Source organism: Janibacter limosus NBRC 16128 (genome assembly GCF_001570985.1).
GTDB lineage: Bacteria > Actinomycetota > Actinomycetes > Actinomycetales > Dermatophilaceae > Janibacter > Janibacter limosus.
In genome coordinates this window covers 18,627-31,079 of sequence record NZ_BCSS01000002.1, presented here as the reverse complement: position 1 = coordinate 31,079, position 12,453 = coordinate 18,627, and the positions used below count along the sequence as shown (strand labels likewise).

14 protein-coding genes are annotated in these 12,453 nt (G+C 70.2%); 5 read left to right on the top strand and 9 right to left on the bottom strand.

Features of this window, described 5'->3' with window-relative positions; genetic code table 11:
• Genes JLI01S_RS00945 through JLI01S_RS00935 form a run of 3 tightly spaced genes read right to left on the bottom strand, consistent with a single transcriptional unit; the run spans position 1 to position 2,033 of the window.
• Positions 1-789, bottom strand: coding sequence for an SCO1664 family protein (locus JLI01S_RS00945; protein WP_068258654.1), 789 nt, complete (start codon positions 787-789; stop codon positions 1-3).
• Between the two features lie 3 nt (positions 790-792).
• Positions 793-1,320 carry a DUF3090 domain-containing protein gene (locus JLI01S_RS00940; RefSeq protein WP_068258652.1) on the bottom strand — a complete coding sequence of 176 codons (528 nt, stop codon included), beginning with the start codon at positions 1,318-1,320 and terminating at the stop codon, positions 793-795.
• Positions 1,317-2,033: an MSMEG_4193 family putative phosphomutase gene (locus JLI01S_RS00935; RefSeq protein ID WP_068258650.1), complete on the bottom strand. Its 717-nt coding sequence runs from the start codon at positions 2,031-2,033 to the stop codon at positions 1,317-1,319. Before JLI01S_RS00935 ends, JLI01S_RS00940 begins: the two co-directional genes overlap by 4 nt.
• A 50-nt stretch (positions 2,034-2,083) precedes the next feature.
• On the opposite strand from JLI01S_RS00935, the gene JLI01S_RS00930 reads away from it, so the two are divergent.
• Positions 2,084-3,088, top strand: coding sequence for a magnesium and cobalt transport protein CorA (locus JLI01S_RS00930; RefSeq protein ID WP_068258648.1), 1,005 nt, complete (start codon positions 2,084-2,086; stop codon positions 3,086-3,088).
• Between the two features lie 10 nt (positions 3,089-3,098).
• Here JLI01S_RS00930 and JLI01S_RS00925 read toward each other — a convergent pair whose 3' ends face one another.
• Positions 3,099-3,422, bottom strand: coding sequence for a primosomal protein (locus JLI01S_RS00925; RefSeq protein ID WP_068258646.1), 324 nt, complete (start codon positions 3,420-3,422; stop codon positions 3,099-3,101).
• A gap of 38 nt (positions 3,423-3,460) precedes the next feature.
• Here JLI01S_RS00925 and JLI01S_RS00920 point away from each other — a divergent pair, with 38 nt between their 5' ends.
• Positions 3,461-3,661, top strand: a complete 201-nt coding sequence (locus JLI01S_RS00920; protein WP_439645557.1) for a DUF5703 family protein — start codon at positions 3,461-3,463, stop codon at positions 3,659-3,661.
• Between the two features lie 6 nt (positions 3,662-3,667).
• On the opposite strand, the gene JLI01S_RS00915 is transcribed toward JLI01S_RS00920, so the two are convergent.
• A complete protein-coding gene (locus tag JLI01S_RS00915) occupies positions 3,668-4,993 on the bottom strand; it encodes a M20/M25/M40 family metallo-hydrolase (protein WP_068258642.1) in 1,326 nt (441 codons plus the stop codon).
• A 34-nt stretch (positions 4,994-5,027) separates the two neighbouring features.
• Here JLI01S_RS00915 and JLI01S_RS00910 point away from each other — a divergent pair, with 34 nt between their 5' ends.
• Positions 5,028-5,762 (top strand): MOSC domain-containing protein, encoded by a 735-nt coding sequence (locus JLI01S_RS00910; protein ID WP_068258640.1) that lies wholly within the window; start codon positions 5,028-5,030, stop codon positions 5,760-5,762.
• Here the strand turns inward: JLI01S_RS00910 and JLI01S_RS00905 are convergent.
• Complete coding sequence (locus tag JLI01S_RS00905) at positions 5,735-6,100, bottom strand: VOC family protein (RefSeq protein WP_068258870.1); 366 nt, start codon at positions 6,098-6,100, stop codon at positions 5,735-5,737. The two genes, JLI01S_RS00910 and JLI01S_RS00905, sit on opposite strands and share 28 nt — an antisense overlap.
• Positions 6,101-6,169: 69 nt before the next feature.
• On the opposite strand from JLI01S_RS00905, the gene JLI01S_RS17265 reads away from it, so the two are divergent.
• Positions 6,170-7,450 (top strand): MFS transporter, encoded by a 1,281-nt coding sequence (locus JLI01S_RS17265; protein WP_068258638.1) that lies wholly within the window; start codon positions 6,170-6,172, stop codon positions 7,448-7,450.
• A 9-nt stretch (positions 7,451-7,459) separates the two neighbouring features.
• On the top strand, positions 7,460-8,842 hold the full coding sequence (locus JLI01S_RS17260) for a GH1 family beta-glucosidase (protein WP_068258636.1): 1,383 nt from the start codon (positions 7,460-7,462) through the stop codon (positions 8,840-8,842).
• An 89-nt stretch (positions 8,843-8,931) separates the two neighbouring features.
• Here the strand turns inward: JLI01S_RS17260 and JLI01S_RS00890 are convergent, their stop codons facing one another.
• The 3 genes from JLI01S_RS00890 to JLI01S_RS00880 are packed head-to-tail and all read right to left on the bottom strand — an operon-like array spanning position 8,932 to position 12,435.
• Positions 8,932-9,777, bottom strand: a complete 846-nt coding sequence (locus JLI01S_RS00890; protein ID WP_068258634.1) for a MaoC/PaaZ C-terminal domain-containing protein — start codon at positions 9,775-9,777, stop codon at positions 8,932-8,934.
• Positions 9,777-11,114, bottom strand: coding sequence for a 3-oxoacyl-ACP reductase (locus JLI01S_RS00885; protein WP_068258632.1), 1,338 nt, complete (start codon positions 11,112-11,114; stop codon positions 9,777-9,779). The genes JLI01S_RS00890 and JLI01S_RS00885 overlap by 1 nt, the downstream gene beginning before the upstream one ends.
• 31 nt (positions 11,115-11,145) lie before the next feature.
• Entirely contained in the window at positions 11,146-12,435 is a 1,290-nt protein-coding gene (locus JLI01S_RS00880; protein WP_068258868.1) for an acetyl-CoA C-acetyltransferase, read from the bottom strand.
• Positions 12,436-12,453 lie beyond the last annotated feature (18 nt).

Below are 12,453 nucleotides of genomic sequence, written 5' to 3'. Positions count from 1 at the left end.
TCACAGCGGTGGCCACGGGATGGATGGCCACTCCCCTGAGGGTTCCGGGTGGGTGCCTGCGGTCAGCAGCCACTCCACCCGAGCGCCCAGGGCATCGACCTCCAGGCGGGTGAGCAGGACCGTGAGCTCGGCGACCACGTCCTCGCGCCCCAGGGCCTCGACCAGGTGCGTGAGGCGGTCCCGGTCCTCCTGCGGGATCGGCTCGCCGGCCCACCCCCACAGCACGGTGCGCAGCTTGGGCTCGGCACCCAGCCCCACCCCGTGGTCGATCCCCCACAAGCGGTCGTCGTGGGACAGGATGTGCCCGCCCTTGCGGTCGGAGTTGTTGATGACCGCGTCCAGCACGGCCATCGACCTCAGCCGGGGGTCATCGGGGTGCGACAGGAGCAGGGGGCGGCCCCCTTCGTCCTCGCCCTCCAGGACCACGAGATTGCCGTCGGGGACCGCGTCGGGCGGCGTCACCGCCACCGGGGTCGGGCACAGGCTGGTCACCTCACCGATCCAGCGCTGCACCGCTCCGGGGCCGAGCGGCCCGTCGCGCCAGACCGTCTCGGGCACGAGGCCGAAGCGGCCCCAGGCGTCGATGCGCGAGGCAGCGACCTCACGGGCCGCGAGGGTGCCGTCGGGGTAGTCCCACAGCGGACGTTCGCCGTCCACCGGCTTGTAGGCGACCGTCACGGCGGGAGCGTCCGCTCGTCGCACCTCAGCGACGAGCACGAGATTGCTGGCGAGCGGGTGACGGCCCAGGACGACGAGCTCACCGTCGGTGAGCGAAGGGGGTGTACCCACGGGTCAGCGCTTGTAGCCGTTGGCTCGGGGACAGATGTGGCCACCCTCGTCGACCGGTCCGCCGCAGAAGGGGCAGGGCGGACGACCGGCGCGCACGACGGTCTCGCACCGGCGGGCGAAGGCCCTGGCCTGGGCCGGGTGCAACGAGACCCGCAGGCTGTTGAGCTGCGTGAGCGGGTCGAGCTCGTCGACCTCGTCCGGGTCGTGGTCGTGCGCCTCGATGAGCACCATGTGCCGGTCGTCGTCCCACGACAGCGCGAGGGCGCTGACCCGGAAGTCCTCGTCGATCGGGGTGTCGAGAGGGGCATTGTCGGCTGCGGCCGCGGCCGCGGCGATGGTCGCCTCGCGCCCGGCGACCTGGTCGAGGAGCTCACCGATCCGCTCCGCGAGCACCTGGGCATGCAGCTTCTCCAGGGCAACCTGCACCCGGCGGGTGCCATCGCTCGCCTGGAGGAAGAAGGTGCGCTGCCCGGGCGCGCCCACGGTGCCCAGCACGAAGCGCTCCGGAGGGTCGAACTCGACGACGGTCATGACTCAGACCCTAGTCCTGCGCCTCCGCCGACCGCCGCGTCCCCACTCACCGGGGTGTCCTGCTGGGGAGCCGGCGGTCGCAGGGCGGAGCTGCCCGTGTCATTGCTGCGCAGCAGCATGGGTCGCGTGTCGGTGTAGTGGATGACCGAGATCGAGGCCGGGTCGACGTGCACCCGCTGGAAGTCGTCGAGGGGGGTCCCCACCGCGTCGGCGATGATCGCCTTGATGACGTCCCCGTGGCTCACCGCGGCCCACACGGCATGCGCTCCGTGCGCGCTGCTGACCTCGGCGTCGATCTCACGGATCGCGGCCACGGCCCGCTCGGCCATCGCCGAGATCGACTCACCCGGGTAGGACTCGCCATCGGGGAAGACAGCCTGGCTCGGCTGGTCCTGCACGGTGCGCCACAGCGGCTCGTCGACGAGCTCCTTGAGCGGACGTCCGGTCCATGCCCCGTACCGGCACTCCCCCAGCCCGTCATGGACCTGGGCGTCGAGGTCGTAGGCACCGAGCAGCGGCTGGGCGGTCTCCCGACAACGCTGCAGCGGGGAGGTCGCGAGGTGCACCAGCGGTGTGCCCTGCAGCCGCTCGACGAGCGCCTGCGCCTGCTCGACCCCGGTCTCGTCGAGAGCGACCCCCTCCGTCCAGCCCGCGAGGACTCCTTGGGTGTTGGCGGTCGACCGCCCGTGCCGGATGAGGATGCAGTACGCCACGCCACCCACCTTAGGCGCCGCGCGCGGGCACCTCCTGAGACGATGCCGGGATGATCGTGGACCAAGCCCGCTACAGCGCAGGACGCCGCCTGCCGTGCGAGGACATCGGGCAGACCTTGGCGCAGGTCCGCGAGAGCGACGGCGACGACTTCCTGTGGATCGGCATGCGCGATCCCTCCCGACGGACCTTCGCCGAGGTCTCCGAGCAGCTGGGGCTGCACCCGCTCGCCATCGAGGACTCCGTCAAGGGTGACCAGCGCCCCAAGATCGAGCGTTACGGCGACGTGCACTTCGTCGTGCTGCGGCCACTGCGCTATGTCGAGGAGACCTCGGACGTCGAGTCCGGGGAGATCATGGTCTTCGTCGGTCCCGACTACATCGTCACCGTGCGACGTGGCGGGGCCAGCCCGCTCGCGGGTCTGCGCACCCGGCTGGAGGACCATGGCCATGACGCGCTCCGGCTGGGGCCGTGGGGCGTCTTCCACGCCATCATCGACTTCGTCGTCGACCAGTACCTGGAGATCGAGGACGAGCTGCAGGCCGACCTCGACGACATCGAGGCCGCAGTCTTCTCCCCCGGCCGCACCGTCGACACCGGGGAGATCTACGCGCTCAAGCGCGAGGTCCTGGAGTTCAAGCGGGCCTCCCTACCCCTGGCGCGACCACTGTCCCAGCTCGTCGGCGCCGTGTCGCCGGTGCCGAGCGAGGAGCTGCGGTTGCTCTTCCGCGATGTCTTCGACCACCTGTCCCTGGTCAACGACAACACCGAGTCCCAGGACCGGCTGCTCTCGGACGTGCTGAGCGCCCACCTCGCCCAGGTCGGAGTGCAGCAGAACCAGGACATGCGCAAGATCTCCGCGTGGGCGGCCATGGCGGCCATGGCGACGATGGTCGCTGGGATCTACGGCATGAACTTCGAGGGCATGCCCGAGCTGTCACTGAGCGTGCACGTCGGCGACGGCGAGTTCTACTACGGCTACCCGCTCGCCCTGCTCGCCATGGCGCTGCTGTGCTTCGGGCTGTACCGCCTCTTCAAGCGGTCCGGCTGGCTCTGACCCCGGCCGGTCAGGCTCCGCTCTTGGACTCCTCGGCGTCGTAGTCCTCGCCGTCGAGACCGGAGTAGGACTGGTCGTCCTCGTCATCGTCGTAGTCGTCGGAGTCATCATCGTCGTCGTCGTCGACCATGAACTGCTCGTCGACGACCACGAGGGGCGTCATCTCTCCGGTCGCGTCATGGAGGGCGTCGTCGTAGGCCTCGAAGGCGTCGGCGAGGTCCTCGTAGGCGGCGACAACCGTCGGGTCGTCCTCGCCACGACGCTGGGAAGAGGCCTCGAGGTGGCGCTCGAAGGCGGCGATCAGCTGATTGAGTGCGGGGCGCGGGTCGCTCATGGGCCTGACGCTACAGCCCTTGGGCCACAATGGCACCGATGCCCGAGTACGAGTTCCGCACCGTCCAGTTCCCCAGGGGCGCTGGGCGCGCTGCCATCCGCCAAGAGCTGACCGATCACGCCGAGTACGGGCACTGGGAGCTGCACCGCACCGTCGTCTACCTGAGCGGGGTCCAGAGGGCCTGGCTGCGGCGCAAGATCATCCGTGTCCCGCGTCCGCCGGCCCGCCCGTCACGCTGAGCCCTGTCAGCAGTCCTCGACGAGGCGCCACAGGACCTTGGCCCCGAACTCCAGGGACTCCAGCGGCACCCGCTCGTCGATCCCGTGGAACATCGGCGCGAAGTCCAGGTCCGCGGGCAGCCGCAGCGGTGCAAAGCCGTAGCCGGTCACGCCGATCGTCGACAGCGCCTTGTTGTCCGTGCCGCCGGAGAGGCAGTACGGCAGGATCGACGCCTCGGGATCCTCCGCCAGCAGGGCTGCCCGCATACGGTCCACGAGGTCGCCCTCGAAGGGAGAGTCCAGCGAGATGTCCTTGTGGTCGACGACGACCTCGACGTGCTCACCGGCGAGCTCACGGATGGTCGCCATGAGGTCCTCCTCGTGGCCGGGGAGGAATCGGCAGTCCAGCGCGGCGGACGCCGTCTGAGGGATCACGTTGTGCTTGTAGCCGGCGTCGAGCATGGTCACATTGGCCGTGTCCTGCAGGGCGCCTCTGACAAAGCCGGCGGCCGGGCCGATGCGCTCGAGCAGTGCCTCGGCGTCCTCGTCGCTGTAGCCGACGCCGGTGATCTCGGAGAGCCCGTCGAGCAGGCCACGCACGGAGACGATGAACTCCCGTGGCCACTTGTGGGCGTCGATCCGAGAGATCGCCTCGGCGAGGTGGACGATCGGGTTGTCCGATGTCGGGACCGAGCCGTGGCCGGCTGTCCCCTTGGCCTCGAGGTGGAGCCAGGCGATCCCCTTCTCAGCGGTCTGGAGCAGGTAGGCACGGTGCGGCTGCCCCTGCGCGTCCTCGACGGTGACGCTGTAGCCACCGACCTCGCTGATCGCCTCGGTGACCCCCTCGAAGACCTCTGGGTGTTCCTTGACCATGAACTGGCTGCCGAGGACTCCACCGGCCTCCTCGTCCGCGAAGAAGACGAAGAGCAGGTCCCGCGGCGGCACGGTGCTGGTGCGCGCCAGCTGCCGCACGCACGCGAGCATCATCGCGACCATGTCCTTCATGTCGACGGCGCCGCGCCCCCAGAGGCAGCCGTCCTGCTCCACCCCGTCGAAGGGGGGAACGCTCCAGTCCTGCGCATCGGCCGGGACGACATCGAGGTGGCCGTGGATGCACAGTGCGCCGCGCTCGCGGTCGGCGCCCGGGATGCGGATGGAGACGGTGGTGCGACCGGGCTCGGACTCGAAGACCTGTGGCTCCAGCCCCACCTCTCGCAGCTGGGCGACGACGTAGTCGGCCGCCTCTCGCTCCCCCGGCCCGTCCTGACCTGGGCCGTAGTTGCTCGTGTCGATGCGCAGCAGGTCGCGGCAGATGCGCACGACCTCCTGCTCGGGCGCGGTGATCTCGCTCATGCCCCGCAGCCTACGTGTGGCCGGTGGTTGACTGGTGGCCGTGCACATCACCCGGATCGGCCTCACCCCGCTCAAGGGCGCTCGGCACGCGGCCCTGACGCAGGTGCAGCTCGATCGCCGGGGCCCGGTGGGCGACCGAGTCTTCTGCCTCGTCGATGTCGACCGGGCCCGGGTGCTGCGCACGGTCGAGCACCCACGCATGGTGCTCGTCGACGCCAGGTGGGACGGCTCCTCGTTGGCCGTCTGCACGCCCGACGCGGGCTCGGTCACGGGCGCACCCGAGCCGACGGGCGAGACGCTCGTGAGCGACTACTGGGGCCGTGACGCGCGGCTGGAGATCATGGACTCACCGCATGCCGAGGTCATCGCTCGCCACCTCGGCCGCGAGGTGAGGTTGGCGCGCGTGGGCCGTCCCGGTGAGGTCGTCTACGGCGCGCCGGTCTCCATCGTCACGACGGGCGCGCTGGCCACGCTGGGCGAGCAGGACAGCTCCCGCTTCAGGGCGACCTTCACCATCAGCGCCGACCACGACCCCGAGCCCGGGACCGTCCTGGCCCTGGGTGATGCCGTCGTCCGGGTCCGCGGCGCCGTCCCGCGCTGCCGGGTCATCGACATCGCCCCCGCGAGCGGGCTCCTCGACCGGACGCACCTGCGGACGCTGGCCGATCAAGCGCACCCGAGCGGCGAGCTCCCCTTCGGCGTGGACGCCGAGGTCATTGTGCCCGGGCTCGTGCGCTCGGGTCAGCCGGTCTCGGTCGTCCCCTCGTAGAGGCCGATCGGGTTGCCGTCGGGGTCGGACAGGACGGCGAACCAGCTCGTCTCCGAGATGGGTGACTTGTCCATCAGGACCGAGCCCCCCGACTCGACCACCCTGGTGAGGGTCTCGTCGATCGAGTCGACCTCGACATAGGACCTCGGGTGCTCGAAGCCCTCGCCGCGAGGCGCCAGCCCGCCACCGCTGATCCTGTTGGGGGCCTGCCACATGGGATAGCCCTCGTAGCCGGGAGCCTCGGCGATCTGCCAGCCGAAGAGGCCGCTGTAGAAGCTCGTGGCCGCCGACAGGTCGGTGACCGGGATGTCGATGTGCGTGATGTCTCCGTGTGCCATGTCATCGAGCATGGCAGTCAGGTGTGACAGCCGCCACACTTTGTGACTACTCCTGAGTAGCATCTGGTCATGCAACCTCCCGAGGCCGTCACCGTCGACGGTCACGACCCCTTCGCCGAGCCCACGACCCCCGTGCCGATCGGGTGGATCGCCCGGCTCGGCCTGGCCGGCGTCGGGATGTGCGCCGGCTGGTTCGGGCCGATCCAGGTGCTCCTCGGGCTGCAGGCCGCTGCGCTGACGCCCGACCACAAGGAGGCCACGCTCTCGCTCGTCACCGGTGTCGGCGCCCTGATCTCGACGCTGGCCAACCCGCTCGCCGGCGCCCTGAGCGACCGCACGACCTCACGCTTCGGCCGGAGAGTCCCGTGGGTGGTCGGTGGCACGCTCGTCGGTTCGGTCGGGCTCGTCCTGCTCGCCCTCGCCGAGACGGTCCCGACGATGATGCTCGCGTGGTGCCTGGTGCAGGCAGGGCTCAACGGCACGCTGGCCGCGCTCACCGCGGCGGTCCCTGACCTCGTCCCCGTCGAGCAGCGCGGGCTGGTCAGCGGGGTCGTCGGGATGACCCAGACCCTGGGGATCGTCGCCGGCACCGCCGTCGCCACGCTGGTCGTCGGCGTGCAGGGTGCCTATCTCGTCCTGGCCGTCCTCGTCCTCGTGGCGGTCGCCCCCTTCGTCCTGCGGTCGCTGGACCGTCCGCTCCCCCGTGGCCTGCTCCCGACGATGGGTGTCGGCGCCTTCTTCCGCGGCTTCTGGATCTCGCCCCGGCGCCACCCGGACTTCGCCTGGGCGTGGGCCACCCGCTTCCTCGCGACGATCGCCAACTCCATCTGCACCCTCTACCTGCTCTTCTTCCTCACCGACGCCGTGCAGGTCGAGGACCCCGAGCTCGGCGTGCTCGTCCTCACCCTGCTCTACGCGAGCGTCCTCATCGTCTCGGCGATCGTCGCGGGCATCTGGTCCGACCGGCTGGGAGTGCGCAAGCCCTTCGTCATCGGCTCCGGGCTCGTGATGTCCTGTGCCGCGCTGCTGCTCGCCTTCGTCCAGACCTGGCCGGCGGCCCTGGTCGGAGCCGTCATCCTCGGGCTCGGGTACGGCATCTACCTCGCCGTCGACTTCGCCCTCATCACCCAGGTCCTGCCACGCGCTGGCGACCGAGCCCGCGACCTGGGCGTCATCAACATCGCCAACGCCCTCCCGCAGGTCCTTGCGCCCGCGATCGCCGGCCCGATCATCACGTGGTTCGCGGCGCACCAGACCCATGCCGCCGGGTACCGGGCGCTCTACCTGCTCGCCGCCGTCATCGGCATCGGCGCGGCCCTGCTCATCCGCAACATCAAGAGCGTCGACTAGGAGATCCCCATGCCCCTCCCGCACGACTTCGTCTTCGGTACGTCCACCGCCAGCTACCAGATCGAAGGGGGCGTCACCGCCGGTGGTCGTGGCCGCAGCATCTGGGACGACTTCTGCGACCGTCCCGGTGCGATCCGGGACGGCTCCTCCGGCGCGGTCGCCTGCGACAGCTACCACCGCTGGGACGAGGACGTCGACCTGCTGAGCGGCCTGGGCGTCGACGCCTACCGCTTCTCGATCGCCTGGCCCCGCATCCAGCCGACCGGGTCCGGGTCGGTGAACCCGGCCGGGCTCGACTTCTACGACCGCGGCGTGGACGCACTGTGCGAGGCGGGGATCGCTCCCTTCGTCACGCTGTACCACTGGGACCTGCCCTCGGCCCTCCAGGCGAAGGGAGGATGGATGACCCGTGAGACGGCCGAGCGTTTTGGTGAGTACGCAGCGATCGTCGGCGAACGGCTCGCGGACCGGGTCGCGATGTGGCTGCCGGTCAACGAACCGGTCGTCGTCACCCTCTTCGGGCATGCCCTCGGCCTCCACGCGCCCGGCGAGGCCCGCGGCTTCGAGGCGCTGGCTGCCGCCCACCACCTCCTGCTCGGCCACGGGCTGGCCACACGCGCACTGCGGGCTGCGGGCGTGCGCGTCGTGGGTACCGCCAACAACCACACCCCGGTGCACGCCGCCAGCGACGCGGACGAGGACGTCGCTGCGGCAGCGCTGTACGACACGATCCACAATCGCGCCTTCGCCGAGCCGATCCTCCTCGGGGAGTACCCCAACGGCATGGGCGAGGGCATGCTCGGCCCGGTCGCCGAGGACCTGGCGATCATCAGCGAGCCCCTCGACGCCTACGGGGTCAACTACTACAACCCGACCACGGTCGGCGCACCCGGCTCGGCCGCGGTCGTCGCCGCGTCGACCACCTCCCCCGGCGAGGAACCGCCGATCGAGATCCCGGAGGGCATCCCCTTCGCCCTCGTGCCCGTGGAAGCGGCCGAGCGGACGGCCTTCGGCTGGCCCGTCGTGCCCGAGGGCCTCACCGAGCTGCTCGTGCAGCTGCGGGAGCGCTACGGCGACCGGCTCCCCCCGATCTACATCACCGAGTCGGGCTGCTCGACCCACGACGTGGTCGAGGACGGAGCCGTGCACGACGACGCGCGCATCAGGTACCTCGATGCCCACCTCGATGCCGTGGCGGACGCGATCGATGCCGGCGTCGACGTGCGGGGCCACTTCGTGTGGTCGCTGCTCGACAACTTCGAGTGGGCCGAGGGATACACGCAACGCTTCGGTCTCGTGCGGGTGGGCATCGGGGAGGGAGAGGAGCGCACTCCCAAGGACAGCTATGCCTGGCTGCGCGGTCGGATCAGCCAGGTGCGGGCGTCATCGTGACCGGAAGAAGCGGATCCGGTGGCCAGAGGGACAGCTGACGAAGGCCCGTGCCCGCCGTTGCAGGACACGGGCCTTCGCTCGAGGGTGGATCAGCCCAGGGTGAGCACCAGGTGCTCGGTCTCGGGCTTGCGCGTGCTGCGCAGACCCGCGACGACCTGGTCGCCGCCCTTGTCGATCACGAAGTCGACCTTGCCCGGGAGGAGGACCGGCTTCTTGAACCACACGTGGCTCGTGCACGGCCCACTGGTGACCGGGCCGATGGCACCGAGGACACGGGCATAGGTCCACATGCCGTGCGCGATGGCCTTGGGGAAGCCCATCGCCTTGGCCGTGACCGCGCTCATGTGGATCGGGTTGATGTCGCCGGAGGCGAGGCCGTAGGTGCGACCCAGGTCGCCCGGCAGGCTCCACTTGGCGACGGCCGGGCCGGGCGGCATCGCCGGCGGCTGCTCGCCACGCTCTGCGTCCGCGTCACCGCGACCGCGTGCGAGATAGGTCGAGCGACCCTCCCACGCACGCTCCCCGTCGACGTCCACCTCGGTGACCAGATCGACGACCTTGCCCTTGGGGTGGGCGCGCAGGTTGTCCGCCGAGACCGTGATGTCGAGGACCTCGTCGAAGCGGATCTCACGGTGGACCGTGATGACGTTTTCGACGTGGACCAGTCCCATCAGGGGCAGGGGGAAGCCCTTGCCCGCCATGAGCTGCATCTGCAGCGGGAAACCGACGACGTGCGGGTAGGTGTGCGGCAGCACGTCGCTGTTGTTGAACCCGCAGATCCGCTGGTACTGCAGCAGGTCACTCCGGTCGACCGTGTGGCCGACCAGGCGCAGCTGCGTGTCCGGCAGCGTCGTGCCGGGCTTCTTGCCCGGCAGCGCTGCCTTGGCGTAGATCGGGCCCAGGGCCGGGATGCTCTTGACGGTCTGGACAGCCATCAGGCGCCCAGGATCATCTGACCGCACACGCGCACGGTGTTGCCCGTGACGGCGCGGTTGCTGTCCCACGCGAACCAGCCGATCGTCTCGGCGACGTCGACCGGCAGACCACCCTGCGAGAGGGAGTTGGTCAGACGGCCGATCTCGCGGGTCGCGAGCGGGATCTTGGCGGTCATCTCGGTCTCGATGAAGCCCGGGGCCACCGCGTTGACGGTGACGCCCTTGGCCAGGACCTGCGGGTCCTTGGCCAGGCTCGAGGTCATCCCGATGACACCGGCCTTGCTGGCGCCGTAGTTGGCCTGACCGCGGTTGCCCGCGATGCCTGCGATGGAGGAGACGTTGACGATGTGGCCGCCCTCGTTGATGGCCGGGACGAGTGCCTCGTTCATCTTCAGGATCGACAGCAGGTTGACGTTGAGGACGGAGCCCCAACGGTCGGCGTCGGTGTTGACCAGGAGCTTGTCCCGGGTGATGCCGGCGTTGTGCACGACGATGTCGAAGCCGCCGTGCAGCGAGGTGGCGTGCTCGACGATCTTGGTCCCGGCGTCCTCGGCCGTCACGTCGACCTGCAGCGCGGAGCCACCGATCGTGTTGGCGACCTCGGCGAGCGGACCGCCTGCGGCGGGGATGTCGACGCACACGACGGTCGCGCCGTCGCGGGCGAGGACCTGGGCGATCGCCGCGCCGATGCCGCGGGCGGCACCGGTGACGACAGCGACCTTGCCCTCGAGCGGGGCATCCCAGCTCTGCGGGAGATCGATGTCGGCGACGGAGTCACCGACGTGCACGACCTGCGCCGAGACGTACGCGGAGCGGCCGGAGAGGAAGAAGCGGACGGTGGCCTCGGCGTTGGCGTCAGCACCCTCCGCGACGTAGACCATGTTGGCCGTACCGCCGGCGCGCATCTCCTTGCCGACGGAGCGCACGATGCCCTCGAGGGCGCGGCGCGCCGCGGCCTCGGCGACATCGTCGGTGTCCGCGACCGGGCGGCCGATGACGATGACCCGGCCCGTGGGCGCGAGGGTCTTCAGTGCCGGCGCGAGGATCCCGCGCAGGGTCTCCAGGTCGGCCGGCGTCCTGGCCTGCGTCATGTCCACGATGACACCGGCGACCGAGGTCGACGGCGACGTGGCGATCTGCACGCCGTCGGCGGACAGGACCTCGGTCAGCGCAGCGGCGACAGGTGCGTCACCGTGGCCGGCGAGGAGCACCGCGCCGTTGATGAGCGGCGCGCCGGCCTTGTGGCGGCGCAGGGTGGTCGGTCGGGGCAGGCCGAGGGTGTTGGCGATCTGCTTGCCCAGACCGGAGCTGACGAACTTGCCGTACTCGAATCCCATGAGGGTTCTCCTTGAAAGAGGTCGGGAAGGCTCAGGCGCCTTCGAGGATGGCCACGACGCCCTGCCCACCTGCAGCGCAGATGGAGATCAGGCCGCGGCTGCCCGCGCCCTTGGCGTGGAGCATCTTCGACAGGGAGGCCACGATGCGACCGCCGGTGGCGGCGAAGGGGTGACCGGCGGCCAGCGAGGAGCCGTTGACGTTGAGCTTGTCGCGGTCGATGGAGCCGAGCGCTCCGTCACGGCCGAGCTTCTCGCGGCACCACTCGTCGTCCTCCCACGCCTTGAGCGTGGACAGGACGGTGGCAGCGAAGGCCTCGTGGATCTCGTAGTAGTCGAAGTCCTGGAGGGTGAGGCCCTGACGCTCGAGCATGCGCGGGATGGCGTAGGCGGGAGCCATGAGCAGACCCTCGGCACCGTGGACGTAGTCCACCGCGGCTGCCTGGCCGTCGACGAAGTAGGCGAGCGGGGTCAGACCCTGCTCGGCGGCCCACTCCTCGGAGCCCAGCAGCACGACGGACGCGCCGTCGGTCAGCGGGGTCGAGTTGCCGGCGGTCATCGTCGCGTCGTCGCCCTTGCCGAAGACCGGCTTGAGCTTCGCGAGCTTTTCCATCGAGGAGTCGGCGCGCAGGTTCTGGTCCTTGGACACACCCATGAAGCTGGTCATGAGGTCGTCCTGGAAGCCCTCGTCGTAGGCGCGCGCGAGGTTGTGGTGGCTCTTCATGGCCAGCTCGTCCTGCGCCTCGCGGGTGATGCCCCACTTCTTGGCCGTGATGGCCATGTGGTCACCCATGGACAGGCCGGTGCGCGGCTCCACATTGGCCGGGGTGGAGATGCCGATGTCGGTCGGGCGGATCCTGGCCAGGGCTAGGGCCTGGGCCTTGCCACCCTTGGCGCGGTTGACCTTGAGCAGCTTCTTGCGCAGGGACTCGGTCACCATGATCGGCGCGTCGGAGGCAGTGTCGACGCCACCGGCGATGCCGGCGTCGATCTGGCCGAGCTTGATCTTGTTGGAGACGAGGATCGCGGCCTCGAGACCGGTGCCGCACGCCTGCTGGAGGTCGTAGGCGCTGGTGGTCGGCGCGAGGGCGGAGCCGAGCACCGACTCACGGGTGAGGTTGAAGTCGCGGGAGTGCTTGATGACCGCTCCGCCGACGACCTCGTCGAGGTGCTTGCCACCGAGGTTGTAGCGGGCGACGAGGCCGTCCAGGGCAGCGGTGAACATGTCCTGGTTGGACGCCTCGGCGTACGGGCCGAACTGGCGGGCGAAGGGGATGCGGTTGCCACCGAGGACGGCGGCGCGACGCGGCTGGTTGTTAGCCACCACAGGTCTCCTGGTCGT